At 54.5% G+C, this 26357-nt stretch carries 26 protein-coding genes; 14 read left to right on the top strand and 12 right to left on the bottom strand.

What is annotated here, in order from left to right; genetic code table 11:
* Positions 1 to 30 precede the first annotated feature (30 nt).
* The 5 genes from I9W95_RS03535 to I9W95_RS03515 are packed head-to-tail and all read right to left on the bottom strand — an operon-like array spanning position 31 to position 6380.
* The gene (locus I9W95_RS03535; protein WP_225671909.1) at positions 31 to 1068 is read right to left on the bottom strand and encodes a porin; all 1038 of its coding nucleotides are present in this window, start codon (positions 1066 to 1068) and stop codon (positions 31 to 33) included.
* A 44-nt stretch (positions 1069 to 1112) separates the two neighbouring features.
* Entirely contained in the window at positions 1113 to 2192 is a 1080-nt protein-coding gene (locus tag I9W95_RS03530) for an imelysin family protein (RefSeq protein WP_225671907.1), read from the bottom strand.
* A 25-nt stretch (positions 2193 to 2217) separates the two neighbouring features.
* On the bottom strand, positions 2218 to 3372 hold the full coding sequence (locus I9W95_RS03525; protein ID WP_225671905.1) for a DUF1513 domain-containing protein: 1155 nt from the start codon (positions 3370 to 3372) through the stop codon (positions 2218 to 2220).
* A gap of 17 nt (positions 3373 to 3389) precedes the next feature.
* Positions 3390 to 4889, bottom strand: coding sequence for a di-heme oxidoreductase family protein (locus I9W95_RS03520; RefSeq protein ID WP_225671903.1), 1500 nt, complete (start codon positions 4887 to 4889; stop codon positions 3390 to 3392).
* A 21-nt stretch (positions 4890 to 4910) separates the two neighbouring features.
* Positions 4911 to 6380 (bottom strand): imelysin family protein, encoded by a 1470-nt coding sequence (locus I9W95_RS03515; protein ID WP_225671900.1) that lies wholly within the window; start codon positions 6378 to 6380, stop codon positions 4911 to 4913.
* Positions 6381 to 6623: 243 nt separating this feature from the next.
* Between I9W95_RS03515 and I9W95_RS03510 the strand changes: the two genes are divergently transcribed.
* From I9W95_RS03510 to I9W95_RS03490, 5 genes are all read left to right on the top strand, one after another.
* Positions 6624 to 7844, top strand: coding sequence for a cytochrome-c peroxidase (locus I9W95_RS03510; RefSeq protein WP_225671898.1), 1221 nt, complete (start codon positions 6624 to 6626; stop codon positions 7842 to 7844).
* Positions 7837 to 8358 (top strand): FMN-binding protein, encoded by a 522-nt coding sequence (locus I9W95_RS03505; RefSeq protein WP_225671897.1) that lies wholly within the window; start codon positions 7837 to 7839, stop codon positions 8356 to 8358. Before I9W95_RS03510 ends, I9W95_RS03505 begins: the two co-directional genes overlap by 8 nt.
* Before the next feature lie 33 nt (positions 8359 to 8391).
* Positions 8392 to 9144: a PepSY domain-containing protein gene (locus tag I9W95_RS03500; RefSeq protein WP_225671895.1), complete on the top strand. Its 753-nt coding sequence runs from the start codon at positions 8392 to 8394 to the stop codon at positions 9142 to 9144.
* Positions 9145 to 9179: 35 nt separating this feature from the next.
* Positions 9180 to 9956, top strand: coding sequence for a TIGR01458 family HAD-type hydrolase (locus tag I9W95_RS03495; protein ID WP_225671893.1), 777 nt, complete (start codon positions 9180 to 9182; stop codon positions 9954 to 9956).
* A gap of 65 nt (positions 9957 to 10021) precedes the next feature.
* Entirely contained in the window at positions 10022 to 10720 is a 699-nt protein-coding gene (locus tag I9W95_RS03490) for a tRNA-uridine aminocarboxypropyltransferase (RefSeq protein ID WP_225671891.1), read from the top strand.
* A gap of 8 nt (positions 10721 to 10728) precedes the next feature.
* Here the strand turns inward: I9W95_RS03490 and arfB are convergent, their stop codons facing one another.
* Both arfB and trhA read right to left on the bottom strand, forming a co-directional pair.
* Positions 10729 to 11163 carry an alternative ribosome rescue aminoacyl-tRNA hydrolase ArfB gene (gene arfB / locus I9W95_RS03485; RefSeq protein WP_225671890.1) on the bottom strand — a complete coding sequence of 145 codons (435 nt, stop codon included), beginning with the start codon at positions 11161 to 11163 and terminating at the stop codon, positions 10729 to 10731.
* Positions 11164 to 11242: 79 nt separating this feature from the next.
* Positions 11243 to 11896, bottom strand: a complete 654-nt coding sequence (trhA, locus tag I9W95_RS03480; protein WP_225671888.1) for a PAQR family membrane homeostasis protein TrhA — start codon at positions 11894 to 11896, stop codon at positions 11243 to 11245.
* Positions 11897 to 11968: 72 nt separating this feature from the next.
* Between trhA and I9W95_RS03475 the strand changes: the two genes are divergently transcribed.
* On the top strand, positions 11969 to 12274 hold the full coding sequence (locus I9W95_RS03475; protein WP_225671886.1) for a GIY-YIG nuclease family protein: 306 nt from the start codon (positions 11969 to 11971) through the stop codon (positions 12272 to 12274).
* Positions 12275 to 12307: 33 nt separating this feature from the next.
* On the opposite strand, the gene I9W95_RS03470 is transcribed toward I9W95_RS03475, so the two are convergent.
* The gene (locus I9W95_RS03470) at positions 12308 to 13669 is read right to left on the bottom strand and encodes a hypothetical protein (RefSeq protein WP_225671884.1); all 1362 of its coding nucleotides are present in this window, start codon (positions 13667 to 13669) and stop codon (positions 12308 to 12310) included.
* Between the two features lie 169 nt (positions 13670 to 13838).
* Between I9W95_RS03470 and I9W95_RS03465 the strand changes: the two genes are divergently transcribed.
* The 4 genes from I9W95_RS03465 (at position 13839) to gspD (ending at position 19685) form a co-directional block, all read left to right on the top strand.
* Entirely contained in the window at positions 13839 to 15941 is a 2103-nt protein-coding gene (locus I9W95_RS03465; RefSeq protein ID WP_225671883.1) for a neutral/alkaline non-lysosomal ceramidase N-terminal domain-containing protein, read from the top strand.
* A gap of 151 nt (positions 15942 to 16092) precedes the next feature.
* Positions 16093 to 16863 carry a type II secretion system protein N gene (gspN, locus tag I9W95_RS03460; RefSeq protein ID WP_225671881.1) on the top strand — a complete coding sequence of 257 codons (771 nt, stop codon included), beginning with the start codon at positions 16093 to 16095 and terminating at the stop codon, positions 16861 to 16863.
* A gap of 33 nt (positions 16864 to 16896) precedes the next feature.
* Positions 16897 to 17766, top strand: a complete 870-nt coding sequence (locus I9W95_RS03455) for a type II secretion system protein N (RefSeq protein ID WP_225671879.1) — start codon at positions 16897 to 16899, stop codon at positions 17764 to 17766.
* 14 nt (positions 17767 to 17780) lie between these two features.
* On the top strand, positions 17781 to 19685 hold the full coding sequence (gspD, locus tag I9W95_RS03450) for a type II secretion system secretin GspD (protein WP_404818736.1): 1905 nt from the start codon (positions 17781 to 17783) through the stop codon (positions 19683 to 19685).
* A gap of 31 nt (positions 19686 to 19716) precedes the next feature.
* On the opposite strand, the gene I9W95_RS03445 is transcribed toward gspD, so the two are convergent.
* Positions 19717 to 20301: a Maf family protein gene (locus tag I9W95_RS03445; RefSeq protein WP_225671876.1), complete on the bottom strand. Its 585-nt coding sequence runs from the start codon at positions 20299 to 20301 to the stop codon at positions 19717 to 19719.
* 75 nt (positions 20302 to 20376) lie between these two features.
* Entirely contained in the window at positions 20377 to 20958 is a 582-nt protein-coding gene (gene sodB / locus I9W95_RS03440; protein WP_225671874.1) for a superoxide dismutase [Fe], read from the bottom strand.
* 228 nt (positions 20959 to 21186) lie between these two features.
* On the opposite strand from sodB, the gene I9W95_RS03435 reads away from it, so the two are divergent.
* On the top strand, positions 21187 to 21975 hold the full coding sequence (locus tag I9W95_RS03435; protein WP_225671872.1) for a hypothetical protein: 789 nt from the start codon (positions 21187 to 21189) through the stop codon (positions 21973 to 21975).
* The gene (locus tag I9W95_RS03430; RefSeq protein ID WP_225671870.1) at positions 21975 to 22811 is read left to right on the top strand and encodes an acyl-CoA dehydrogenase family protein; all 837 of its coding nucleotides are present in this window, start codon (positions 21975 to 21977) and stop codon (positions 22809 to 22811) included. Before I9W95_RS03435 ends, I9W95_RS03430 begins: the two co-directional genes overlap by 1 nt.
* A 4-nt stretch (positions 22812 to 22815) precedes the next feature.
* Here I9W95_RS03430 and I9W95_RS03425 read toward each other — a convergent pair whose 3' ends face one another.
* Positions 22816 to 23205: a hypothetical protein gene (locus tag I9W95_RS03425; RefSeq protein ID WP_225671867.1), complete on the bottom strand. Its 390-nt coding sequence runs from the start codon at positions 23203 to 23205 to the stop codon at positions 22816 to 22818.
* Between the two features lie 20 nt (positions 23206 to 23225).
* Positions 23226 to 23738 carry a hypothetical protein gene (locus I9W95_RS03420; RefSeq protein WP_225671865.1) on the bottom strand — a complete coding sequence of 171 codons (513 nt, stop codon included), beginning with the start codon at positions 23736 to 23738 and terminating at the stop codon, positions 23226 to 23228.
* A 148-nt stretch (positions 23739 to 23886) separates the two neighbouring features.
* Here I9W95_RS03420 and I9W95_RS03415 point away from each other — a divergent pair, with 148 nt between their 5' ends.
* Positions 23887 to 24600 carry a DUF2846 domain-containing protein gene (locus I9W95_RS03415; protein WP_225671863.1) on the top strand — a complete coding sequence of 238 codons (714 nt, stop codon included), beginning with the start codon at positions 23887 to 23889 and terminating at the stop codon, positions 24598 to 24600.
* A 132-nt stretch (positions 24601 to 24732) separates the two neighbouring features.
* A complete protein-coding gene (locus I9W95_RS03410; RefSeq protein WP_225671861.1) occupies positions 24733 to 26241 on the top strand; it encodes a fumarate hydratase in 1509 nt (502 codons plus the stop codon).
* Positions 26242 to 26357: the final 116 nt, after the last annotated feature.

The following is a 26357-nucleotide window of genomic DNA, read 5'->3' as shown; positions in this document are numbered from 1 at the left end:
GAATTTTCTTCGCTTGGTCATGAACACTCCTTACAGGCACATTATGCCTCTTTTAGATGTGTCCGTGAAAACGGGGTAGAACCCCTGGCGAACAAACACACCGTAGGCATCCACAGGTTTCCAGGACAGCTCAACGTAGGCGCCATCCTGTTCATGCTGACCCGCCGCTTCTGCGGCATCACCAGCAAGATCCCAGCGGGTATACAGCGCTTTGGCCGTTACCTGATTCCACTGATAGACCACGTGGCCACCCAGCAGGGTAGCGGATTCGGCGTAAGACGTTTCGGCGCTCTGGTCGAGGTCTGGCTGGTACTGGGCGTAAGCAGCCAGCTCCAGGCCGGCAATGCCGGTATAGCGGATGCGGGCGGTGGTAGCCAGATCAAAAGTATCGGCGTAAGAGGTTTTCTGCTTGCCACCTTTAATGCTGAATGGATCAGCATCTGAATCAGTGGTCGGGTCTTCGGTTTTCAGACCTTCCGACAGAAACACATCGTAGCTGATGCCATTATCGAAGCGCTGGCTGTACATCACACCGGCAGCAAACCAGGTGGTTGGAATAATGGTGGTTTCAATTACCGGGCGCTCAGTGCCGTAATAAAACGTTGGCTCGTGAGTTTCACTGATAATGCCCAGTGGCATGACCTGAATACCGGTACGCAGCTGCTGGCTGTCGGACAGATCGAATTCCAGGTAGGCCTGTTCCAGTTCTACGGCACCGTTGCCTTCTGATCCCGGTACGACGGTGTGTTCAACCTCGACTTCGGAGTGGAAACGAATGCGATCGCTGAATTCATAGCCGACAAATAATACCCAGCGGCGAAAATCAATTTGCTGATCGTCTTCACCATCAACATCGAGGTTGTGGTAGTTCAGTTCGCCGTAGCCGCCAAAATGCACGCGGCTGGTTTCGCTGCTGGCTGCGTTATCAACACTATCGGCCAGCAATTCGATTCTTTCATTAAGCTGCTGAATCTGGCGCTGAAGATCTGCAATATTAACGCTCTCTTCAGCCTGGCTGGTGGCAGCGATACACAGACTCAGGAGTATGGGAGTCGTCAGTTTGTTCATGGTCATATCCTGTCAGAAAAATAGGTTACGGCTGGAGCTGATTATCAGTCGCCATCGGTAAAATTAATGCCCAGATTCACGTCCAGGCTGTCCGGTATTTCGCGTTTGAAGTTGCCATCGAGCAGGGCTGCAGCACTGTTGAATGAGGTTGCATCCACATCATTGATACTGTCACGTGCCATCGCCAGGTTGCTGCGCACGGTATCGACAGATGCCTGATTACCGGATGCCTGCATCAGGCCCGCCAGACTCACAGCCGCGTCAGTATTGCCTTCAATTACCTGCTCAATACTGTCCACCGCCTTGCCTGCCATCGACCAGGCATGATCGGCCAGTGGCGTAATGGTGGTGACCACATTGCGTTGCTGCAGATAATCGAGGAATTCCTGCTGTGCGGTAATCAGCGTGGTTAAAGCTGCGCTGCCATCGGGCAGTGCATCGCCAAGAAACAGGGCCTCATAGCTGCTGCCACTGTCTGCAAATTCTGTGTTCCAAGCCGTTTCAATGGCCTGTGCTTTGCTGTTGAGATAGTCACTCAAACCGTTCAGTGCGGCGCATTTACGCCTGTTGTCAGTGTATTCACTGACGATGTCACTGATCGCTGCGGAGTGTGTGTCGCTGGTTTCAAACAGGGCAACTTCCAGTGCCAGTAAGCCGACCTTCTGGAAGGTCTGGGCGGCGAAGAAGGTCTCATCCAGAGTCTCGCTACCGGCCAGCCAGCTGCTGATGTTGGTGCGCACGGTTTCGGTGTAATCGGTACCGCGCAGGCGATAGGAGTCGATGTACTGATACGTTGGAAAAACCAGATCATCATCCAGCGGGCCGAAGTTAAATGGCAGTAACTGGTACCAGGCATCAGCGGTATTTTTCCACTGCTGTTGCACGGCGTTCAGCGTGTTGCTGTCTGGTGCTGCACAAAAGCTGTCAGCGTTATCTGCCAGCGCTTGCGTCTGTGCGGAAAACTGCCCGACTGCAGGCAGAATGGTGTTGGTTGTTATCAGTTCCAGCGCTTTTTTCAGCGAGCCTTCATTGAGGCTAACCTCATCGTTTGCCCGCTCTCCGCCACAACCAGTGAGCGTGCTCAGCAGCATTGCTGTGGCGGAAATAAGTAACCGTGATTGCATAATAAAGTCCAGTTTCTTCAGCCTGTTAAGACAGGGCGACAGAAAATAAATGATTGTCCCAGTGCATGCCATCAAATTGCTGACGCAACTGACGGTTCTCCTGCAGTGACAGGGCACTGATACGGCGGATTTCTCCGGCCGAGTTCGACAGAATAAAATACTGCTGGTCGAGTGAAACACTCAGACCACAGACATCGTGAAAGGCGTGATAGCCAGCCAGCTGGCCACTGTCGATGTCCCAGAAACCCACCAGATCACCGCGCGGACTGCTGAAGCCTGCCAGTCGCTCTTTTTCGTTAATCGCAACACTGCCCATGTAGTCGTTAAAGCGTTCGGTCAGGGTCTGTGGTGCTTCCAGCATCATCAGTCCGGCACTACCAGGGTGATGTACGGCGGCGAGGGTAACCGTGTGCTGATCAGACATGCCCTGACGCTGCACCTGGGTTGCCAGCGCGACGGTACCGTCTGCGGCTACGTCCAGATGACGGATGCTGGCTTTGGCTTCTGCCACATGGTACTGGCCGATAAGTTCACCGCTGGTGCTGTCGATATAGGTCAGGCTGGATTTCATGCTATCAAGGTTGAGTACCTGAGCTCCGCTTTGCGGACGGGTTCTCAGTCCGCCATTGGCAACCACCAGTGTTTTCTGGTCCGGCATTAACTGAATGTCGTGCGGGCCGATGCCAAAGCTCGACCACTCGCCGATGGTCTGATACTGGCGGGTTTCACGCATAACAATTTTTCCGGCACCGGTCTGATAATCAGATTCTGTGGTGAACAGAATCGTGCCATCGGCGCTGAAGCAGCCGTGACCATGCATATGATGGTTAGTGGCGCTGTAAAAACGCTGGACGATTTCACCGCGACTCAGATCAACGACAATACCTTCAGTGCCCGGGCTGCGGGAAAACATTACGGCCTGGGTTTTAATCAGCGGATGCTGTGCAGCGCCGTGACCACGAAAGCCGGATTTCACTGAGGCGCTTTGTTGCTGATCGTTCTGTACCCAGCTCAGGGCAAAATGTTCCGCATCCCGGCCCTGTGCGGACAGCCAGATTTCCTTGTTGTTCTTTGCCGATGCCTGAGCGTTCAGTGGCAGCAGGCTGGCACCGGCAGAAGCGATACAACCGCCCAGAAATGTGCGGCGTTTGATCATGCTCTGGGTCATTGAATATTTCATAATTATTCCCCGGAAAATCACAGCGAATTGACGAAACGGACCAGCGCTTCGCGTTCACTTCGGCTCAGATGAATAAAGTTTTGTTTTGCCTGTTCGGCTTCGCCGCCATGCCAGAGAATGGCTTCCTCGACACTGCGCGCACGGCCGTCGTGCAACAGATTATTACTGCCATTGACACTGGCCAGTAAACCGACGCCCCACAGCGGAGCGGTGCGCCATTCGCGTCCACTGGCATCAAAGTCCGGACGGTTATCCGCCAGCTCGTCGCCCATGTCATGCAGTAATAAATCGGTGTAAGGCCAGATTTTCTGTGCCGACAAATGCGGATTTTCAGCATCAGCAACAGTGGTATAGGAAGGGCGGTGGCATAGCTGACAACCATTGCGATAAAACAACTCGCGTCCCTGCTGTACTGCCCAATCATCGGCGTCACGACGCTGTGGCACCGCGAGGTTACGGCTGAAATCCACGACCAGCTCAAACAGTTCCTGTGGCATCTCAAAGCCATGGTCATCTTCACCGTCAGGCTGTGCCATGCAGGCCGGCTGATTCGCTGTGCAAGGCTGGGAAGAAAACAGCGGATTGCTGATGCCGACATCATTGGCAAAGGCGGATGCCACCACCATATGCATATCGGGCCGATTGGCTTTAAGACCAAAGCGTCCGGCCACGGTTTTTTGCTGACGGGCATCCCAGACGTTGTTCACGCGACCGGAAATACCGTCGTGATTGCGATCGTCCGGGTCCTGCCACTGGTTAATATCCTGCTGGTCAATTAACTCCAGCAGGCCCATACCATGAATGGTCGGCGCGTTACGCAGGCTGAACAGCGTGTGCGGGTGTAACGGACCATAACCCAGATGGCGGATATCCAGTTGCGGTTTACGCAATTCCGTCTGGTGCTTATCAGGGTAGGTAAAAATATGGGTCTGCCAGTTGATGTAGATATAGGCCTCTGGCGCAACGTCACCACGGGCACTGATGGCCTCCGGGCTGGCTGTCCGTAACTGATGGTCGAGGGCGATAGACTGACTTTGCAGCTGATCACCGTATACCGGTTCCGGAATCACACCGATCGCCGGGTTAACCGTTTGTCCGGGGGCAGCAGGCAGGCTGACGCGCACAAAGGCATTAAACAGAGGACTTTTGTTGTCGTCGGGCAGTCGTCCTTTACCACCACGGATATGACAGGCCAGGCAGGCGCGGGCGTTATATACCGGACCCAGACCGTCGCGTGCCGTGGTGATGGTTGGCGCTTTTACCCACGGTTGTTCCGCCAGTGCCCGGCCTGCATAGAAGTCGGCCTTACGCTCATCTGGCAGGTTGGGCGCAATATGGTCAAAGGCGGGAAAAGGCACCAGTGAATGCGTGGTATCGCCGCCGGGACGACGCTCGGACGGGTCTTCTTCCGGTATGTCAGAGGCAGATTGACTGCAGCCGCCGAGCAGCAGAATGGCCGTCATCCAGAACGCAGAAAACCGGGCAGAGCCCGGTTTTGTGTCAAACAGTGTTTTCATCGAATTGTGATCACCAATGAATCAGCACTCTTCTAATGGGTTGTCGGTATTACATTCGGACGCACCCGGATCAACCACGTCGGCATCCAGTTTCAGCTCTTCGGCCAGATCAGTAATCACAGACGCCTGGGCGTTGAGCGATTTGATGGTCAGATACACCGGGTTAGTGGCAGTACGGTTGTCATCCATGATCAGCACGTCGAATGGCTGACCAGCACGCGCTTTCGCATCAATCGCCATGTAGTTGGTTTCAGTCAGGGTGAATGCTGCGTCCAGTTCGGCTGCGATATCTTCCAGACCAGAATCTGCCAGCAGGCTGTCGATACCGTAACCGGATACCGCGTTTGCTACAGCATCGCTGCTGTCGATGTCGCCATCCAGGTCTCTGTCGTAACCTTTGTATTCACCGTAGTAGCTGTTCGCTACGCCCAGTGCATTCAGAGCAATGTCACGGTGGGTGTTGTCAGAGAAGCAGGAGTGTTCGTCTTCCTGGGAGTTACTGGCGAAAGCAATCTGCATACGCTCACCAGCCAGTTCACCTTCAGAGAGGATGCCCATGCCGGTCAGAATTTCTGTCAGTTTCTGTTTGGCTTCGGACTTGGAAGCAACGGCAGTGAAGGCAGCGCGGTAATTATCGCTGACACCCGGAGCCCAGCCATCACGTACTGCGGTCAGATCGTCGATCAGTTTCTGCGCGGCAACCTGCAGGTAGGTCAGACGACGTACGCCATAGGTCGCTGCGGTGAAGTCAGTCAGTGGGCGCTGGCCCGCCGTCTGATACGCCTTCACCGCCTGATCGCGGTTTTTACCATCGGTGGTGCGATCTGCCAGTCCGGTGTCGTTGTTCAGATCCTGACCCCACAGAAGAAATTCAATGGCGTGGTAGCCGGAAATTACATCGTGTTCATCATCGGCAGTCGCAGTGTTAGCCAGCAGGTCCGCGGTGATGTCGATGTTGGTACGGCCAATGATGGTTTGTTGGAATGTGTGGTTGTCGGCAGTAATGGCGTAGGCACCGGCTGGGGTTACGTCACCCACTTCAACACTGTTGTCAGTCACACCAATCTGATCGGTATCGAAATCGCTGTCGTTGGTCTGTACATAGTCGATCAGTGCTTCACCCAGCGGCCAGGCGTTGATGTCGCCTTCCGGACCGTCTTCCTGATCGTAATCAGTTGAATCAATCGGGCTCAGGCGGAAACGGTAAACTTCTGTCTGGCCATATGGCTCACGGGCAACCAGCCAGGCGGTTTTGGCAGCCTGCAGGTTGGCTTCTGTCGGCTCGTCGGCCAGTGCGTCGATGGCAGCTTTCAGGGCAACAGCCGTGGTGACGGAATCGCTGTAAGCTGCGTAGGCAATCTCGGCGTTGGTGTTCAGAACTTTGGCAACGTTGTCGATGCTGATGTCTGGACCGCTGGAGGAAGATCCGCCACCACAGGCAGTGATCAGAGAGGCAGTGGCTACAGTTAAGGCCAGACGTGTCAGTTTCATAGTCGCTTCCAAAGTCTTTTGCGTAAATGAGATTGCCAGTGAGATTGTTTCTCACTTCGTTTGGTGCGGATACTAGTGATATTGAAAACGATTATTAATAGCCAGAGGGTGAAATTTGCTGACTGATGACATTGTTAGTGCAAATAAAAATCTTAATCACTTAGAGTGTGCATGGTATTCTTCGACCTCTTTGTAAAAGCCAGTCTGGCTGTCGTGTAAGGCGGCCTGAGCGGAGGATAAGCAGTGAATGTTGGCAAGCTGAGCCCATGGCTCGTGGTAGCGCTGTCGGTGCTGGTAAGCGCCTGTGGTGGTGATTCATCAGACAAGGCTGCGTTCAGTAGTCGTGCCGAACTGGGCGAGAGTCTGTTTGCGGATACCAACCTGTCACTCAACCGTACTCAGTCCTGTGCCACATGCCATGATCCCGAGCGCGCTTTTACCGATGGTCGCACCGGTAGTGACGGTAAGGTCCGTGCAGTTTCCCTGGGTGATGACGGCACCTCGCTGGGTGATCGCAATGCCCCGACCGCGTCCTATGCCAGTTTCAGTCCGGCCTTTGCTTTTGGCAGCCGCAGTCGCTTTAACAGTCAGCAGAGCGATTATGAAGGCTGGCTCGGCGGGCAGTTCCACGATGGTCGGGCAACCGATCTGCAGGCTCAGGCAGGTGGCCCGCCACTGAATCCGCTGGAAATGGGTATGGCTGATCGTGCTGCGGTAATTGATCGTCTGCTGGAAAATCCGGATTACGTGGATTCCTTTGAAGCTCTGTATGGCGCGGATATTTTTGACGATGTCGATGCTGCTTATCAGGCGCTGACCGATGCGATTGCCGAGTTTGAAAAGACGGATGTGTTTGCGCCGTTTGACTCAGCCTACGACCGCTATCTGGCCGGTGATACAGATGTTTATGACGTTATCCTGCACCCGAAAGCCGCGCTGGGTAAAACCCTGTTTTTCTCTCAGCAGTTTACTAACTGTGCCACCTGTCACCAGCTGAATGCACAGGGCAGCAAAACTGAAACCTTTACCGGTTACGAGTACCACAATATCGGGGTGCCGGTGAATCAGGCGGTGCGTGCGGCGAATGGCGTAACGGGGCAGGATACAGGGTTGCAGAACAACAACGAGGCCGTCACTGCCGCCAGTGAACGTGGCAAATTCAAAGTGCCGACGCTGCGTAACGTCGCGGTCACGGCACCCTATATGCACAACGGCGTATTCGCCGAACTGGATACCGTGATCCGCTTCTACGACCAGCATCTGACGGGCTCATCCAATACCATTAACCCGGAAACCGGTGTTGCCTGGGCCAATCCGGAAGTGGCTGACAACATCAGCACTACGGAGCTGCGTGACGGTAGTTTGCTGGATGACGATGATGTGACGGCGCTGGTGTGTTTCTTACGTACTCTGACAGACAGCCGCTATGAAGCTTTACTACCGGAAGACAATCTCTGTGATTAAGACCCTGTGGCTGAGTTGCCTGCTGGCTATTGCGCCACTGACGTTCGCTGAGGAATATCTGAGCCAGCAGGATTTCCTCGCACAAACCTTTGATACCCGGATTCCTGAGGTATCGATGGTGTGGCTGAAAGCGGAACAGAAAGCCGTGGCGCAGGACATCTTTGGTCACCCTTACCGTGGCCTGCGTATCCGCTACTGGCTGGATGAAACACGCAGCGCCTGGATTCTGGAAGAGATCGGTAAGGAAAAGCCCATCCGCTTTGGTGTGGTGGTGGCTGGCGGCAAAATCGAACGTCTGGCAGTACTGGCCTTTAACGAATCCCGGGGCTGGGAAATCCGCCATGATTTTTTCACTGAACAGTTTTCCGGGCTGGCGCTGACCGCCGAGCATAAACTCAGCGATCATGTCGACGGTATTACCGGTGCTACCTTGTCGGTACGGGCTTCTACTGCGGTCGCCCGCTGGGCACTGTATCTTGATCAGCTGGTGCGTACAGCTGCTGACGGCCAGTAAATTGTATTGCACCCTAGTCTGTAAGGAGCGGATGTGATTAAACGCATTGCCATGTGGTTGAAGTGGCATCGCCGTGCCGGTCTGTTGCTGGCGCCTGTTATCGTGATGCTGGCGTTAACGGGGGTGATGATTAATCACAGTCAGAGCTGGGGCTGGTATGAAAAACCGGTGTATTCCTCTCTGTTGCGTGTTCTTTACGGTATCCCACCGCTGACGGTCAGTCGTGGCTTTGCCGTGCCTGAGCGGGGCTGGGTAACCCAGTCAGGGGACGATGTCCGGCTGGAGCAGACCACGCTGTTGCATTGCCCACTGCCGTTGGCCGGTGCGCTCGGCTGGTCGCAGGGCATGGTGTTGCTGTGTGATGGTCAGTTGCATCTGTATACCCGTGACGGTGAACTGATTGAGACCATGAGTGACCTGCCGGCTTCGCAGGAAGTCGGCCTGAGTGCTGATGGTGCTTTGCTGCTGGCCGGCCGCGGCACTGTGTGGTTGCTGGATGACAGCCGCTGGGAATGGCAGTCACTGTCTGTGGATAATGCCGTCGGCGCGCAGTGGGCAATGTGGCAGTCGTTACCTGCCGCGGATAGTCAGCGTCTGTCGCAGAGCATTCCGTTACCGGGGATCAGCCGCGAACGGGTGCTGCTGGATCTGCACAGCGGCCGGCTGTTCGGCGACTGGGGTGTCTGGCTGGTGGATCTGAGCGCTATACTCATGGTGTTTCTGGCATTAAGTGGCAGCCTGACCTGGGCTTTACGACGCTGGCGTAAGCGTTCACGCACGTCGTAACGGCTGATTATTCTGGCGTGCTGCAGGAGGCTGTGATGCGCGCGATTCTGTTTGATATTGATGGTGTGCTGCTGCAGAACGGCAGTGCCATCGACGGTGCTGCTGCCACCCTGAGCTGGGTGCAGCGCCACGCCATTCCTTTCCGTTTACTGACCAATACCACCTCCCGCAATCGGGCAAGCATTTGCGCCGGGTTAAATCGTCATGGCCTGCAGGTCAGTGAGACAGACATCATCACGCCGCCAGTCGCGGCCCGGCAGTGGTTGCAGCAACAGCAGTGTGATCGGGTTGAACTGCTGGTGCCTGAGGGTATTCGCGGTGAGTTTGCGGTGTCGGATGCCAGTCCGGCAGTGGATGCGATCGTCGTCGGAGATCTCGGTGCCGGCTTTACCTTTGAACGGCTGAATAGCGCATTTCGCCTGCTGATGGATAATCCGCAAGCAGCGCTGGTGGCACTGGGTATGACCCGTTATTTTGTCGGCAGCGATGGCTTACAGCTGGATGTCGGGCCGTTTATCAAGGCGCTGGAGTACGCTTCTGGCCGTCAGGCACAGGTGATGGGTAAACCCGCCGCAGCATTCTTTCGCCTGGCTTTGGACGAGCTGGGCGTGTCAGCCGATCAGACGCTGATGATTGGCGACGACTGGTTGGGCGATGTACTGGGCGCTCAGGCTTGTGGCATTCACGGTTGCCTCGTGCGCACCGGCAAATACCGCAAGGGTGATGAGTTGGCCGATGCAGACGGTCTGGCAGCGCAGTACGTGCTGGATTCCGTTGCTGACTTGCCTGCTCTGTGGGCCCGGCTGCAGTAGTCACTGGCGCAGGTGCAGAGTAAACTGCGCGCCTCTTTTTTTACCTGTCCGACAGTCCGATTCTGATGCCCCACGATACTTCGGTTACTCGTTTGCGCCGTGCTCAGCTGGCCAGATCCACCCGCGCCTTTGTTGCCCGTGGCAGCCGCCTCAGTCGCTGTGATCATTGTCTGTTAGCCAGCAGCCATTGCGTTTGCGGTCAGCGTCCACAGGTTGGTGCTGACTGTGCCTTCCTGTTTCTGATGTATCAGGGTGAGGTGTTCAAACCGAGCAATACAGGACGCCTGATCGCCGATGTGGTTGCCGATAATTACGCCTGGCAGTGGTCTCGTACTGAACATGACGACAGCCTTCTGGCACTGCTGGCTGATGAGGCCTACGCCCCGGTGGTGGTTTTTCCGCATGAATACGCCGAGGTTGAACGCTGCATCAGTACACCGCAGCAGCTGCCGGGTGTGGCGGAGGGCAGGCGCAAGCCGCTGTTTATTATGCTCGATGGCACCTGGCGTGAGGCGCGTAAGATGTTCCGCAGTGAATATTTACGCCATCTGCCGGTACTGGGTATTCAGCCGCAGCAGGCATCGGATTACCGCCTGCGCGAAGCGTTTCACGACCATCAGCTGTGCACGGCAGAAGTCGGTATGGAGGTGTTGCGTCTGAATGGCGACCATCAGGCCGCAGATGCTCTGCATGCCTATTTCGTGCTGTTTCGCCAACAGTATCTGGCCACCAAAGCGAACCGCGGTCCGGTTAATACGGATTAAACCAGGCTCTAGTAGTCTTTAACCCGGCCGCGCAGGCTTTTGGTGGAGCTGTGCTTTGCCTTGGAATCCATGCGCCGCGTCTGCGAGGCGCGGGTGGGTTTGGTGGCAATGCGCTTGACCTGCACTTTATTCACACTCTGAATCAGCTGCTGCAGCCTGAACAGAGCATCCTGGCGGTTCTTTTCCTGTGTGCGGTGCTGCTGGGCTTTGATAACGATCACGCCATCATTGGTCAGGCGGCTGTCTTTCAGTGCCAGCAGGCGCTCTTTGTAGAAATCAGGCAGTGAGGATTTCTGCACATCAAAGCGCAGATGAATAGCCGATGACACCTTATTCACATTCTGTCCGCCCGCGCCCTGAGCACGAATGGCGGTCAGTTCGATTTCACGCCAGGGCAGCAGCACGCTGCGGCTGATAAATAAGGGGTCGGTCAGGTCATACATGGGGGGATTCGGCTTTGATTTCTCGATAACAGGCGACAGGCTACCCCGTCATCTTGCAGATATCAAAGCCGCAGCGGTTTCAGACCGGTACGTCAGCCAGGTAGAAGGCAATGGCCCAGAAGTGACAGAAGCCACCGCCAATCACGAACAGGTGCCAGATTTCATGGAAACCGAACCATTTTGGCCATGGGTCTGGCCATTTGGTCGCATACACCACAGCACCGATGGTGTAGCTCAGGCCGCCATAGGTAATCCAGCGCAGGGCGCCGTCCGGAATCTGATCCAGTACCGGGTAAACAAACACGACCAGCCAGCCCATCAGCACATAAATCACGGTTGAGAACCAGCGCGGAGCACTGATCCATACCACCTTGAGGACGACGCCGGTCAGTGCCAGCCCCCATACTACGCCAAACAGCCACCATCCGGTCGGGCCGTTCAGCGGTACCAGACAGATAGGGGTATAAGTGCCGGCAATCAGCAGAAAAATGGCCATGTGATCCACCCGCTTCAGCCAGCGGATGACATGGTCGGAGGCATGAATCAGATGATAAACGGTACTGCTGGCAAACATGATCAGCAGCGTACCGCCAAAAATCATGAAGGACACCATATGCCAGGCATTGCCATACATGGCAGCCTGGGCTGCCAGAATACACAGGGCGACAATAGCAAAGATAGCGCCGGCCAGATGAGTAAGGCCGCTGATCGGTTCGCGAAAAACGTCGTGCATGAGAATGACATTAACTTCTTATTGAATGGCAGGGTACGATACGGATTTCCTGAATGACAACAAGGTGCAATTGTGTCCTGCGAAGAATCAGAGTATGCCGTATCGACGCCGGATACCTGGTACCTCTATCTGGTGCGTACCTCCGCCGGAACGCTGTATTGCGGTATCACCAAGGATGTTGAACGACGCTTTGCAGAACATAGCTCCGGTGGTCCGAGAGCCGCGCGGGCTCTGCGTGGACGCGGTCCGCTGACACTGGCGTTCAGTGTGCCGGTGGGGAGTCACAGTGAAGCGCTGCGAGCGGAGTTGCGCGTCAAAAAGCTGAAAAAAACGGCCAAGGAAAAGCTGATTTCCGGAGAGTCTGAACTCCCCGGATAAGTTTTAGGGAAAGTTAGTTGTGAATTTAATTCACTAAACTCGGCGTCGGATCAGAGCGATGCCAAGCGCCAGCCACCACAGCATGGCACCGCCACCGGAGCGCTTACGCGGTTGTTCCGGCTCAGGATCCACAGGGTCCGGATCAACAGGATCGGGGACAACAGGATCGGGGACAACAGGATCGGGGACAACAGGATCGGGGTCAGGCAGTTCTTCTCCGCTAAAGGCCGGCCAGTCATCCACCTCACCATTACCATCAGCATCCTGCAGGGTAGCCATCGGCAGTTTCAGCGCAGGCGCTTCGCTCTGACCGCCAAACTGCCACAGGCTCTCATTGTTGCTGTTAACGACAGTCTGCCAGCCGCTGTCCATCGTGCCGGTGACGGCACCTGCGCGGACATAGACACGGTCGCTGATGCCGATGCTACCAGTGATCAGGATGTCGCTCACCTGCGTATTTTTCAGCGATCCTGCCAGTACGCCGACCCGGTTATCACCGTTTACCTGGGCGGCAACAAAGCTGCGTTTGATTGAGCTGTCGATAATACTGCTGGTGCCGGATGTCTGCACCATGCGGCCGACCAGTCCGTCGCTGTCACGATCACCGGTAACCTGTGCTCGAACGCCCGCTTCATCAATGTGGCTGTCGGCGAGGTAGCCAGCCAGGCCACCCGTTTCATTCAGAGAAGTGACGTCGGTCTGCAGCAATATCTGACTGATGCTCAGTTCCTCGCCACTGCCGATCAGACCACCAACTGAGCGGGCATCACAGAAGGCCCCACAGCCTGCATCGCTGCTGTCACTGCCAATTACCGCGGTATCGGCGGTGATGTGATGGAAGTGGCTGTTCCAGGCGTAACCGGCGAGTGCCGCGGAATTGCCGCCCCCTTCAATGGCAGCCCGCAATGACAGGTGATGTACTTCGGCCATTTCCAGGTAACCGAACAGCGCGGTAAAGTGATCGCCGGCGCGGCGCATGACCAGATTATTAATAACATGATCGTTGCCGTGGAATTCGGCACTGAACTTGAGGCTGAAGTTGCCGATTGGCTCGAAGCCTTTACCGTCGTTCCAGAACAGATCGCCAGCATCAAGCTGCTGATTACCGTTGCTGTCGAAGTCGAGGTCGGACGTCAGCTCATAGCCATTGCAGTCGGCGGCCGGACACCCTTGGTTGCTGCCATACAGGTGGGTGCCGGTTAACTCGCTGGTGCGGGTTGCATCCGGGTTGTTGCGTATTTCGTTAAGGTCGGCGAGGTCGTTGATTTCAATCAGACCATTATGATCGCTATCGACCAGAGTGCGCTGTGCAGCCTGTGCCAGTGCCGGTGTTAAGCTGAGGGTCAGCGCCAGGCAGGGCGGAGCTTGGTAGTCATCAGAATTCCTGAATTCCATTTCAATTGGGCCGTGTGCTGCCGCAAATAGAGGTAAAGGCCCAGCAGAAGCTGTTGATCAGAGTGTTGTTACGGATGGGACAAATGGCGCAGCAGAGCGGTAGCAGCCATGCCGCTAATGTGGTACAAACGTGCACAAAAGCCTGACAATAACAATAAAGGTCATTCTCATGCGTCCTACCGTCTCTCGCTGGGCAAGGCTGTTGCCTGCTGCCTTTCTGCTTACGCTGACTGCCTGTGCCAGTACCCAGGAAATTTATGTTTCTCAGCCCGATCTGTCGCTGAAACCGGAAACCACCGGTGTAGCTACTGCGGGCGCTGTGTCTGTGGATATTACGCCGCCACCGGGGATGCCGATGGGAGGCTATTCAGTGATGGCTAATAAGGGTCAGGGGTTCCGCACCCGGATTAAGGCCCGCGTGGTTTACCTCAATGATGGTCACGGGCAGTCTCTGGCGGTTGTGCAGACCGACCTGACGGCTGCATCTCTGCTGTTGCAGCATGAAGTGGCTCAGCGCGTTGCGGCTGAAACCGGCCTGACACCGGGCGATATTGCTATTACCGCTTCGCACAGCCATTCAGCGCCGGTGAATTTCTTCGATAACGATTTCTATAATAAGCACACCTCAAGCGGCCAGTGGCTTGAACCCGAGTTTCTGGAGTTCACCGCGGATCGTATCAGTCAGGGGATTCTGCAAGCCTACCGCGAGCGTCGCGCGGCGAAAATCGCGACCGGTAAAAAGGACATCTATGGCTACAACCGTAACCGTTCGCTGGACTCATATGTGCTGAACGACACTGTCAGCGGCATTGATCTGGATAACCCGCAGGACAAATTCAAAGCGGTGAACCCATCGCTGTATATGGTGCGCGTGGATGTGAAGGACGACCGTGGTCAGTATCTGCCGCTGGCGGCCTTTTCCAGTTTCTCTGTGCATGCCACCGCTCTGACGGTACCGGTGGAAGTGTACAACGCCGATTTGTTTGCTTACGCACAGAAGGATCTGGAATGGAAAATCCGCGCTAAGTACGACACGCCGTGGCCTGTTGTGCATGCGTTGAGTACGGGTACTCAGGGCGACATGGCGCCAGCGCTGGAAGAACGCGGCGATAACTGGGTTGGCCATTTTGATGTCGATTGGCAAGCGGCCCGTAAACTGGGGCAGGGTATTGGTGGTGAAGCCATTGAACTGTTTGAAACGCTGGGCACTCAGCTGACCAGCGATATCTCGCTGGCCACTGCTGCGCGCGAGTTGAATATCCGCGATCACAATAAAGCTGAGAATGTTGAGATCTGCCATGATGCCGCCGTCGGCAATACCGTTGCTGCGGGTGCCTATGAACGTCGTACACCATGGCTGACGCTGGTGCCGTTTTTCCACGGTGGTAACGTAATGGCACGCCGCTGGTGGTTCTTTACCGACGGCTGTCAGGGCAACAAGCGCCATCTGGGCTTTTCCTTCCTGCAGCCTATTCTGGAACCGAAGGACAGCTTCCCTGACACCGTGATGTTCCAGTTGCTGCGTATCAACGACATGGTCGTTATGCCACTGCCGTTTGAGACTACTACGGAAGCGGGTCGCCGTATGACTGCACGGGTACAGGCCGAGTTTGCCGCTGCAGGGCAGCCGCTGAAATACGCCTGGGTGGCGAGCAATTCCAATGGCTACTTTGGTTATACCACTACGCCAGAAGAGTATCGCCGTCAGAACTATGAGGGCGGGCACACTCTGTATGGTCAGTATTCAACACCGTATCTGACTGCTCAGCTTGGTGTTCTGGCCAAAGACTTCCTCGCTCAGGGTGAAATCGAGGAACTGCAGAAAGAGTGGCGTTACACCCTCAAAGTGAACGACTTCCTGGCGGATGCTACCGACAGTGAAGGTCAGCGCGCTGTGCTGCAACAGCCACAGGCAGAACTGGCGGAAGAAGCTAACGAAGAAGATTACGTCGCTCTGCGCTGGCTGGATGTGGCACCTGCCAATATCAAATTCCACCTGCCACTGGTGACGGTAGAGCACCGTGTTGATGGCAAATGGCAGCCGCTGATGGTCAATGGCGAGCCAATTAACGATGATGGCTACGATATTGAGGTGCGCTATCTGGACGACGAAGACCAGGGCATGGCAGAGTACGAGACCCGTTGGTACAACCCGGTAGCGGGTGGTGAGTATCGCTTTGTGATTGCACCACGCGACGGTCAGTCTGAGCTGAACTCGACGGCCTTCACCTGGTCTGACGGAGACAAAGCTGGCGTCGCCTTGGTTCAGTAAGGGCAAAAGCTGGCAGTTTTGCAGGAAAGCGGAGCGTCTGTTCAGTCAGAACTCCGCTTTTTTACATTAATGTCATATTGTTTCATTAAATTTTCGGCCCCCGTTCAGTAGAATGTCGCGTTGATATTGTTACGGAAAACCAGAAGTCATCATGTTTAAAGCCATTTGGGCAGCCCGCTGGTATGTATTGCTGGGCCTCTTTACCTTTCTCCTCATTCTTATTGCTACTACACCACTGCATTTTGTCTGGCGTTTTGCCGAGCCTGCGGTGGGACGCTTGCCGGTTAAAATCGAACAACTGGGCGGGACCTTGTGGAATGGCCAGTTGCGGCTGCAGGTGCCAACGCTGCGCAGTGCCGGTGTTATCGAGGGCCAGTGGCAGTTAAGTCCGTTGTCGCTGTTCAGCGCCAGTCCGCAAGTACATCTGAGTTTGTCCGGTGACGGTATTCGTTTCGACGGTGATGCCCGTCTGTCAGCGGATCAGACGCTGACGCTGACCAATACCAGTGCCTATCTGGATGCTGATGTACTTGAGCCTCTGCTGAAACGCAACCGCACAGGCATCAAAGGTAACTTTGAACTGAACGCGGTTTCTGGCTGGTTTAACCTTGCTGATCGTGGCTTTGGTGATGTTGCCGGGCAACTGTTGTACAGCGGTGGTGATGTCAGTTTTCTGGTTGATCGCAAAACGGTTAATGCCACCATGCCGATGGTGGCGGGCAGCATTGAAATGGTTGGCGATAAAGCGCAGGTAAACATCGCCACCATGGAAGGCACTCAGCTGATTCAGGCCTATGCGCAGCAGGATGGCTGGGGTGGGGTTTCTATTCGTCGCCGCTTCCTCGATGTTCTTGGCCAGCAGTGGCCGGCAAAGGCTGATGAAGACACGGTTATTTTTGAAGTGTCTCATAAGATTCTATAACCTTGAGCGCCTTATTCACGGAGAACACAGATCTTGGCTGAGGTAATTGAACAGGTAACGGGCTGGCAGAAAGCGTTGCTGATTGGCGGCAAGCTTGTGCTGACACTGTTGCTGTCATGGCAGCTGGCACAACTGACGTGGCTGGTTGTGGCGCCGGAGCCTTTGATTCTGAAAGCGCCTTCTCAGAAGCGAGCGGCTGGCAGTGATGCGGTTGCTCTGGGAACGGCGCAGTACCATCTGTTTGGTGAAGCCTCGGATGAGCCGCTGGAAGTGGTCAGTAAAGAGGTCGATGCACCTGATACCCGACTCAAACTGGAGCTGTTGGGTGTAACCAAAGCGTCGCGGGAGGATGCCTCGTCCGCCATCATTGCGCCGAAAGGCGGTGAAGGAGAGTTTTACCGGGTGGGTGATGTGGTGCAGGGGCGTACGCGTCTGGCCGGTGTTTACGAAGATAAAGTGATTCTGGATACCAACGGTAAGCTGGAAACGCTGAAGTTTGATGAAGAATCCAAAGCGGGAATGGATACGCAGGTGGTGGCGGCTCGGCCCGACCGTCCGGCAGCGCCATTCGGTAGCCTGAGAGAGCGTTTCGGTAAAGTCCGTTCGCCGGGTGAGTTTATGGATCTGGTCAGTGAGGCAGCTTCGTCTGATGCTGCCGGTGCACTGAAACAGATGGGCCTGGAAGCCGTTGGGCCGGGTCAGGGTTACAAAGTGCAGCCGGGCTCGATGCTGGGTGCATTACAGTTGCTGCCGGGTGATATTGTTCTGTCTGTGAACGGACAGATGCTGGGAGACCCGGATGCCGACCAGACTGTTCTGGAGCAGATCAGCAACGAGCCGAGTGCACGTATTGAAGTACAACGTGGTAACAGTCGTTTTGTGGTTAACCACTCATTGAATTAATAAAGGATATGCAAGTGATCAAGCAGTGGGCATTAATGGTATTGCTGGCGTTCAGTGTGTCGGTACAGGCACAGGACAGCTGGCAGATTAACCTGAAGGACGCAGACATCAGTGCGTTTATTTCTCAGGTAGCTGACATCACTGGCAAAAGCTTTGTGGTTGATCCAAGGGTTAAGGGCAAAGTCAATGTGCTCACCAGTGATGCCATGGACCAGGACGGTGTTTATGAACTGTTTCTGTCTGTGCTGCAGGTGCAGGGCTACGTTGCGGTACCTGCAGGTGATGTAACACTGATTGTGCAGCAGAACGAAGTCAAACAGCAGGGCCGTGATCTGGATACTTATGTGTCGGATAAAAGCCAGGAGCTGCTGACCAAAGTTATTATGATCCGCAATACGCCTGCTCTGGATCTGGTTCCTATCCTGCGCCCACTGGTAGCGAAGTATGGTCACCTGGCTGGTGTTAAATCCGCTAACGCGTTGATTATTTCTGACCATGCCAACAACATTAAACGCATCGAACAGATTATTGATCGCCTGGATAAATCCGGTAGTGAAGAGCTGGAAGTTATTCAGCTGAAAGAAGCCTGGGTTGGTAACGTAGTAACTATGCTGCAGAACCTTGATCCGGCTAAGGTGTCGCAGGGTGCGGCCGCCAATGCAAACGAGAATACCGCAGGCTCCATTCGTGTGGTTGCCGATGAGCGCTCGAATCGCCTGATTATTAAGGGTGAAAAAAGTGCGCGTGAGCGTATCCGCAAGTTAATTGAAGAGCTGGATCAGCCATCCTACTTTTCTGGTAGTGCGAAAGTTATTCGCCTGACTTATGCCGATGCCACCAAGCTGGCTGAGCTGCTGAAAAACCTGCTGTCGGATGGCACAGGATCAGCGGCAGAAAAAGATGCTGCTCAGGCAAAAGGCAAAGCCGGTATTCACGCTGATGAAGAGCTGAATGCGCTGGTTGTTCGTGCCGAACCATCACTGATGAAAGAAATTGAAGAACTGGTGGCAGCACTGGATGTACGTCGTGCACAGGTTCTGATTGAGTCTGCCATTGTCGAAGTGACCGGTAATATCGATGATGCTCTCGGGATTCAGTGGGCAACCGGTAATATGGATGCGCCGGTGGCGGGCACCAGTTTCTCTAACGCTGGTCCATCACTCAGTACCATTGCCACGGGTATCGCCACGGGTGATGTCAGTGGTCTGGTCGGTAATGGTCTGACACTGGGTGCCTATAACGAAATTAACGGTGAAGTGGACTTCGGCGTGATTCTGCAGGCAATTCAGAGTAACAGTGCAACCAACCTGTTATCCACGCCAAGCATCATGACGCTGGATAACCAGGAAGCCGAAATTATTGTTGGTCAGAATGTACCTTTCCGTACCGGCTCGACTGCATCCAGCTCGAACAGTAACCCTTTCACTACAATTACCCGTGAAGACGTGGGTATCACTCTGAAAGTGAAGCCGCATATCCACGACGGTGAAGCGATTCGTCTGGAAGTGGAAGCCACGGCTGAGTCTGTGGCCTCGACCACAGTGGATGGCAGTGCCGACCTGATCACCAACAAGCGCTCCATCAAGACAATGATTCTGTCTGAAAATGAAGAGACGATTGTGTTGGGTGGCCTGATTCGTGACGACGTCATTGAGACCGAGAGCAAGGTGCCACTGCTGGGCGATATTCCACTGCTGGGCTGGTTGTTCAAATCACATTCCACCGCTCAGGTTAAGAGCAATCTGATGGTGTTCCTGCGTCCGACCATTGTGAATAACGCCGGTATTGCCAAAGATATCACCCGCGATAAGTTCAACGGCATCTGGGAATTTTCTGTATCCGATAGGCTCGGGGTAGAGCAGGTCGATGAACAGATGAACAGCATGTTCCGCGGCTTACCGGTCAAATCTGAAGACTGATAAAAAATCCCCCGATCATCGGGGGATTTTTTTATTCGGCCAGTTGTAACGGCTGTAATCCCGCCTGCAGCATCAGGTCTGTCAGGCCGATCATAGGCAGGCCAATCAGGCTGTTACTGTCTCTGCCTTCCAGTGCTGAGAACAGCGTTATTCCCAGTCCTTCCACCTTAAAACTGCCAGCGCAATCGAGCGGTTGCTCCAGCGCAATATAGCGCTCAACCAGTTCCGGGCTGAGCTCACGGAACTGCACGTGAAATGGCTCGCACAGGGAGAATTCTTCTCCGGTCGGTGAGCGCAGGCAAAGCCCGGTGAGAAAGGTAACCCGCTGGCCGCTGGCTTGAAGTAATTGCGCCTGAGCTTTTTCTGCCGTGCCGGGTTTGCCACAAATCCGACCGTTCAGCACGCAGGTCTGGTCGCTGCCGATAATCCAGTGTTCTGGCCAGCGACTGGCCAGTTCAGCGGCTTTCTGTTTTGCCAGGCGTACCACATAAGCGCTGGCATCTTCACCAGTCAGCGGTGTTTCGTCAATATCCGGCGAGGCGCAGTCGAAGGGGATACGCAGGCGTTGTAATAACTCTTTGCGGTAGCGTGAGGACGAAGCCAGCAGTAATTTCACGGTGCATCCTGTTGGTTAATAGCAGAAATAAAAAAACCGGGCAGAGCCCGGTTTTTTGTACCACAAGGTGGTCGATTAAGCAGCGAAGTTCGCGTTTGCGAATTCCCAGTTAACCAGAGCCCAGAAACCTTTCAGGTATTCAGGACGTACGTTGCGGTAGTCGATGTAGTAAGCGTGTTCCCACAGGTCAACAGTGATCAGTGGAGTCAGGCCTTCAGTGATCGGCGTGCCAGCGTTAGACGTGTTAACGATGTCCAGGGAACCGTCAGCTTTCTTAACCAGCCAGGTCCAGCTGGAGCCGAAGTTGTTAACAGCCATATCGTTGAACTTCGCCTGGAAGTCAGCGAAAGAACCGAAAGCTGCGTTGATTGCATCAGCAACGGCGCCAGTAGGCTCGCCACCGCCGTTAGGGCTCAGGCTGTTCCAGTAGAAAGTGTGGTTCCAGATCTGAGCTGCGTTGTTGAATACGCCGCCGGAAGAAGTCTTGATGATGTCTTCCAGAGACTTGCCTTCAAACTCAGTGCCTTCGACCAGGCCGTTCAGCTTCTGAACGTAGGTGTTGTGGTGCTTACCGTGGTGGAAGTCCAGAGTTTCTGCAGAGATGTGCGGCTCCAGAGCGTCTTTTGCGTACGGCAGAGCTGGTAATTCAAATGCCATGATGCGTCTCCATTCATTGCTGAGTCAGGTTGCGGTTCGTATCCCCGGCTCATGATCCGGGGTACTGAATTAAGTGCATGCATGATAGCACCCAGTGAGATAGGGCGCTATTCATGCAAAAGGTAGGGTTATAGCGTAAATTCAACGTTCAGTCAGAATTTCGCATGGCATAAGATGCCGGTATACTGGCTGCATAATAATGATCACAACACAGAGTTGGGGGCAGTAATGGATAAAGAAAAAGAACCGCTCGTGCCGGATATGAAGCCGTCACAGGAAGACATCGCACTGCGTCAGAAACAGCTGGCGGCCCGTCGTGCTGCGGCTCAGCGTGCGGCTGCGGTGAAAGCGCGTCCGGTCCCGGTGGCGGCCGCTCCTGCGCCAAAACAGACTCTGGCGATTGTTGCGTTACTGGTAGCTGTTGCGATGGGTGGTCTGGCAGGCTTTCTGTTTACTCAGATTCAGACCATGCAGAAACAGTTAGCCAATGCGGAAACGATTATCCGGTCTCAGGCAGAAAACCTGAATGTTCTGAATGAGAAACTGTCCGTTACCGGTGAGAATGCAAATATGTCACTGGATGCGCTGAAAGTTCTGCTTAAAGATCATGACAGTGAGATTCGTAAGCTGTGGGATGTCGCTAACAAGCGCAACAAAGCAGACATTGCCAGTAATGCCAAAGCCGTCAGCGGCCTCAAGAGCTCTGTCGCTGGCCTGAATAAAGACATTAAAGCGACAGCGGACCAGGCTCAGAAAGCAGAAACTGCACTGGCTAAGAAGATTGATAGCAAGGCGTCTGAGCTGACGAAGCGGATTGCGAAGGTTGAAGCTGGCGCTCTCGACCTGCCGGCTGAGAATCAGCTGCGTATTGCTCAGGCAACCGAGCAGCTGCAGACACTGGAGGCAACCGTCACCAAGATGCGCCAGAGCGGTGGTAATCTCGGTGATATGAAGCTAGAGATCGAAGACATTCAGATCCGTCTGGATCGAATTCAGAACGCTCTGGGTACGCAGTAATGCTGCAGCCTCTGAGGCAGGAGGGAACTTCCTCCTGTCTGGCGTTGGCGGATGGTGTTGAAACCGTTCGCCCGCTTCTTCAGCGATTGCTGGTCGAATCCGATACCCTCAATGTCGCCTGGCAGGGCGGCTACCAAAGCGCTACCCCGGGAACTGCTTTCTTTTTTGCTTATCAGGCTGCAATGCGCTGCATTGATCCGGATCTTCAACCCGGGGCTATCGCTGCTTTTGTCATTTCCGAACGGGAAATGAAGTCGTTGAGTACGATGGCGACCTGTGTGAATGCAGATGGCACAATCAGTGGCGTTAAGTCTCATGCCATGCTGGCCAGTAGTGGCTTGGAAAAACTTTACGTGGTGGCCCGACAGGATGAATCGATCGTTTGCTGCCTGGTAGACAGGTCGGCGCCGGGCGTTGCAGTTGCTGAGAGCAGTAAAGCGCAGCCGTTCATGCCAGATTTACCGCATTCCCCTCTGATGTTTTCTGACACTCCGGCACAGGTGTTCTGTCGTGATGCGCACGAGCGCCTGAATAAACCCTTCCGCTACTGGGAAGATGTTCACGGGGTGCTCGCTATGGCGTCGTGGATGTGTCGTCAGTCGCCACAGCACTGTGATGAGTTGACTGTGCTTGCCTGTCAGCTGGCGGAGCTGTTCCGGGCTGATGGCAGTGCCTACACACTGGCCGCTATGGATAGTTTTGAACGCTTGTTTGCCTTGCTGGAGTCGGTCTCCCAGACCTTGCCGGCAGAGGCTCGCCAGCTGTGGCAGAGAGACCGGATGCTGATGGTGTTTACTCAGCCATTACGGCAGAAAATCCGTAGCCGTCTTAGCTGAATAATCAGCGGATCGTAACGCGTACCGTCGCGGGTGAGCTGCTGCCAACAGATATCGACTGAGTATTTTGCGGGGCTTTGGTGATGGTGCTCGCGCTGTCGAGATTGCTGCCATCATCAATGCCCGGATCTCCGCCAGTTACCTGCTCATCAGGTGTTTCTATCACGGTCTGGGCCATTTCTTTATTCAGAAGGCGCGGGAACTGAATGCTTTGCGAGGTCGAGCGGTTATAGCGGGTTGCCCGGCTATAGTCGTAATGGTGCGTTCGTTCCCGAGCTTCTTCGATGGCGGTAAAAATATCGGTGGAGTAATACTGATCGCGTGGCGTCGCAACAGACGCTGTGCTGGCCAGTAGCAAGGCCAGCGTCAGCGGAAACGTATGATGTTTTCTCATCGTCTCATCACCTCTGTAATTTACGGACGGCTGGTGGCCCTGATGGTCACATTCGCACGGATTTCGTTGACCCGACTATCTTCTGAGCGGGCTTCGCGAATGTAAATCACCGACTCGTTACGGACGAATTCTTCTTCTTCCTCGGAGTCTTCCGATTTTTTCTTACTTTCGCTCAGGCGTTCGCGTTTGGTGTGGCGTCCCAGCGCTGCATCACGAATGGGCTGAGCAGCATCAAATGCGGCTTCGCGACCAGCGGCGGTTGGTCCCATGGCACCTTCAACTACTTCGCTGTCCATTTCGGTGTTCAGCATCTTAGGTAACGGGAAGCTGCGCGACGTAGAGCGGTTATACCAGGAGGCACCGACGTAATCAGTGTTTACAGGGTTGCGCTTGGCCGATGCAATGGCATCGTCAAGATCCTGTGAGTAGTAGGCTTCATTTGCCGGTGGTGCGGCCTGGGCGCTGAGTGCTGGCACCATGGCCAGGATGAGAACAGAGAAGCAAGCGCTCAGGGAAACACGGAATCCTTCCATATTACGACCCCTTTGTTTTTGTTATTTTTTGTAATTGTGTCATCATAGCAGGCAGTTTTTTTTATGTACACTGAATAGCGGCATTGCAGCAAGTGACTTTCTGCATAATTCGGGATCAGTGTCGCTCAAACAGAGCAGGACAATAATAATGACAAGAGTACTCTCCCTTCTGTTGGCTGTTGCGGCCTTTGGCCTCAGTGGTTGCACCATTCACCAGTCTATTGGCGATAACTTCGGCTCCTATGTTGCGGCGCCGGACGGCCAGAACTTTCGTCCGGTCGGCTATCGCTGGGACTACGAGAACACAGCGCTGATGTATGTGTATCGTCCTGCGACCCAGTGGTCGATGGATGAGCTGGAAACCCCGAGCTTCAATGTTAATGGCGAGCGCCTGTTTAATATCAAGGGTGGTAGCTACACCTGGTATGAGCTGGAGCCGGGAGCACACGATGTTGTGATTCGTCGCGGCCTGTTCGGTATTGAAGGGGTGGATGATCTGGTCATTAAGAAGATCGCCCAGCTCGAACTGGATGTGAAGGCTGGTACGGTTTACTACCTGCGTTATTCGGAAATTGATCCGCCAGCGCTTGATCCGTTGAGTGACCAGGCGCCTCTGGGTGATGGCCCTCTGCAACTGGTGGCACCGTCGCTGGCGCTGGCTGAACTGCCAGTGACTAAGATGCTGCATCGTGGTCGTAAACTGGTAAGCGCGCCTGCTGAGCCGGAAGCTGAACAGGAAATGCTTACACCGGAAGTAGCTCCGACAGAGAACAGTTATACCCCTGCAGCGGATATGCCTGCAGAGGGCGGTGGTCTGAAAGCTCGTCCTAGAACTAAAGCCGAGGACTGGTGGCCGTTTTAGACCAGGCAATCCTGAGTTACAATAGAATCAGCTTACGCCCACTTAAGTGGGCGTTTTTTCGCCCGCAGGGCCAAAAGCCGCCAGCGGATGCCAGTCACCGGCCACAACCGGGCCAATGAGAGAGAGTCCACCATGACTGTGATCAAGCAAGAAGATCTGATCCAGAGCGTTGCTGATGCTCTGCAGTTCATTTCTTACTATCACCCGAAAGATTTCATCGATGCCGTTCATGCGGCTTACGAGCGTGAAGAGTCCAAAGCCGCTAAAGATGCAATGGCGCAGATTCTGATCAACTCCCGCATGTGCGCCATGGGTCACCGCCCGATCTGTCAGGATACCGGTATCGTTACCGTGTTCCTGAACATTGGTATGGACGTTAAGTTTGAAGGTGACATGAGCGTTGAAGATATGTGTAACGAAGGCGTACGTCGTGCCTATACACATCCGGATAACGTTCTGCGTGCCTCTGTTCTGGCTGATCCTGATGGCAAGCGTGCCAATACCAAGGACAACACACCAGCCATCATTCACATGAAACTGGTTCCGGGTAACACCGTTGACGTTCACGTGGCTGCCAAGGGCGGTGGTTCTGAAGCGAAATCCAAGTTCGCCATGCTCAACCCGTCTGACTCTATCGTTGACTGGGTGCTGGAGCAGGTGCCGAAGATGGGTGCTGGCTGGTGTCCACCGGGCATGCTGGGTATTGGTATCGGTGGTACCGCTGAAAAAGCCATGCTGCTGGCTAAGGAAGCGCTGCTTGAGCCGATTGATATTCAGGAACTGCAGGCACGTGGTGCACAGAACCGTGCAGAAGAGCTGCGTCTGGAGCTGTTCGAGAAAGTAAACAAACTGGGTATTGGTGCTCAGGGTCTGGGTGGTTTGACCACTGTGCTGGACGTGAAAGTCATGGATTATCCGACTCATGCGGCGAACAAGCCGGTAGCGATTATTCCTAACTGTGCAGCAACCCGACATACCCATTTTGAGCTGGATGGTTCCGGCCCTGCGGTTATGGATGTGCCGAACGTTGAAGACTGGCCGGAAATTACCTGGGAAGTGGGCGATTCCGTGCGCCGCGTAAACCTGGATACCGTGACTGCTGAAGACGTTAAAGACTGGAAAACAGGTGAAACTGTTCTGCTGTCAGGCAAGATGCTGACTGGCCGTGACGCGGCACATAAGCGCATGGTCGACATGATCGCTAAAGGCGAAGAGCTGCCAGTGGATCTGAAAGGTCGCTTCATCTACTACGTTGGCCCGGTTGATCCGGTTCGCGAAGAAGTGGTTGGCCCGGCTGGCCCGACTACCGCCACCCGTATGGATAAGTTCACCCGCACTGTGCTGGAAAAAACCGGCCTGCTGGGCATGATCGGTAAATCCGAGCGTGGTCAGATTGCGATCGACGCAATCAAGGACAACGAAGCGGTTTATCTGATGGCTGTTGGTGGTGCTGCTTATCTGGTATCTCAGGCGATCAAAGCGGCCAAAGTGGTTGGCTTCGATGATCTGGGTATGGAAGCGATCTACGAGTTCGAAGTGAAAGATATGCCGGTTACTGTGGCTGTGGATACCAAAGGTGAATCTGTTCACCGTACCGGTCCGCAGGAATGGTTCGCGCGTATCAACGCAACAGAAGTCTGATCGGCTTCTGCTGAATAAAAAGGGCGCTTCGGCCACTGCTGTCCCACAGTTTTAAAGGTATCTGTTTTCTATAAACGACTTTTAAATCCGCAGTGCCTACTGCCTCCCAGGGGAAC

Origin of the sequence: Thalassolituus marinus, from assembly GCF_020320395.1 — a bacterium.
Classification (GTDB): domain Bacteria; phylum Pseudomonadota; class Gammaproteobacteria; order Pseudomonadales; family Oceanobacteraceae; genus Venatoribacter; species Venatoribacter marinus.
This window is presented reverse-complemented; position numbering and strand designations above follow the sequence as displayed.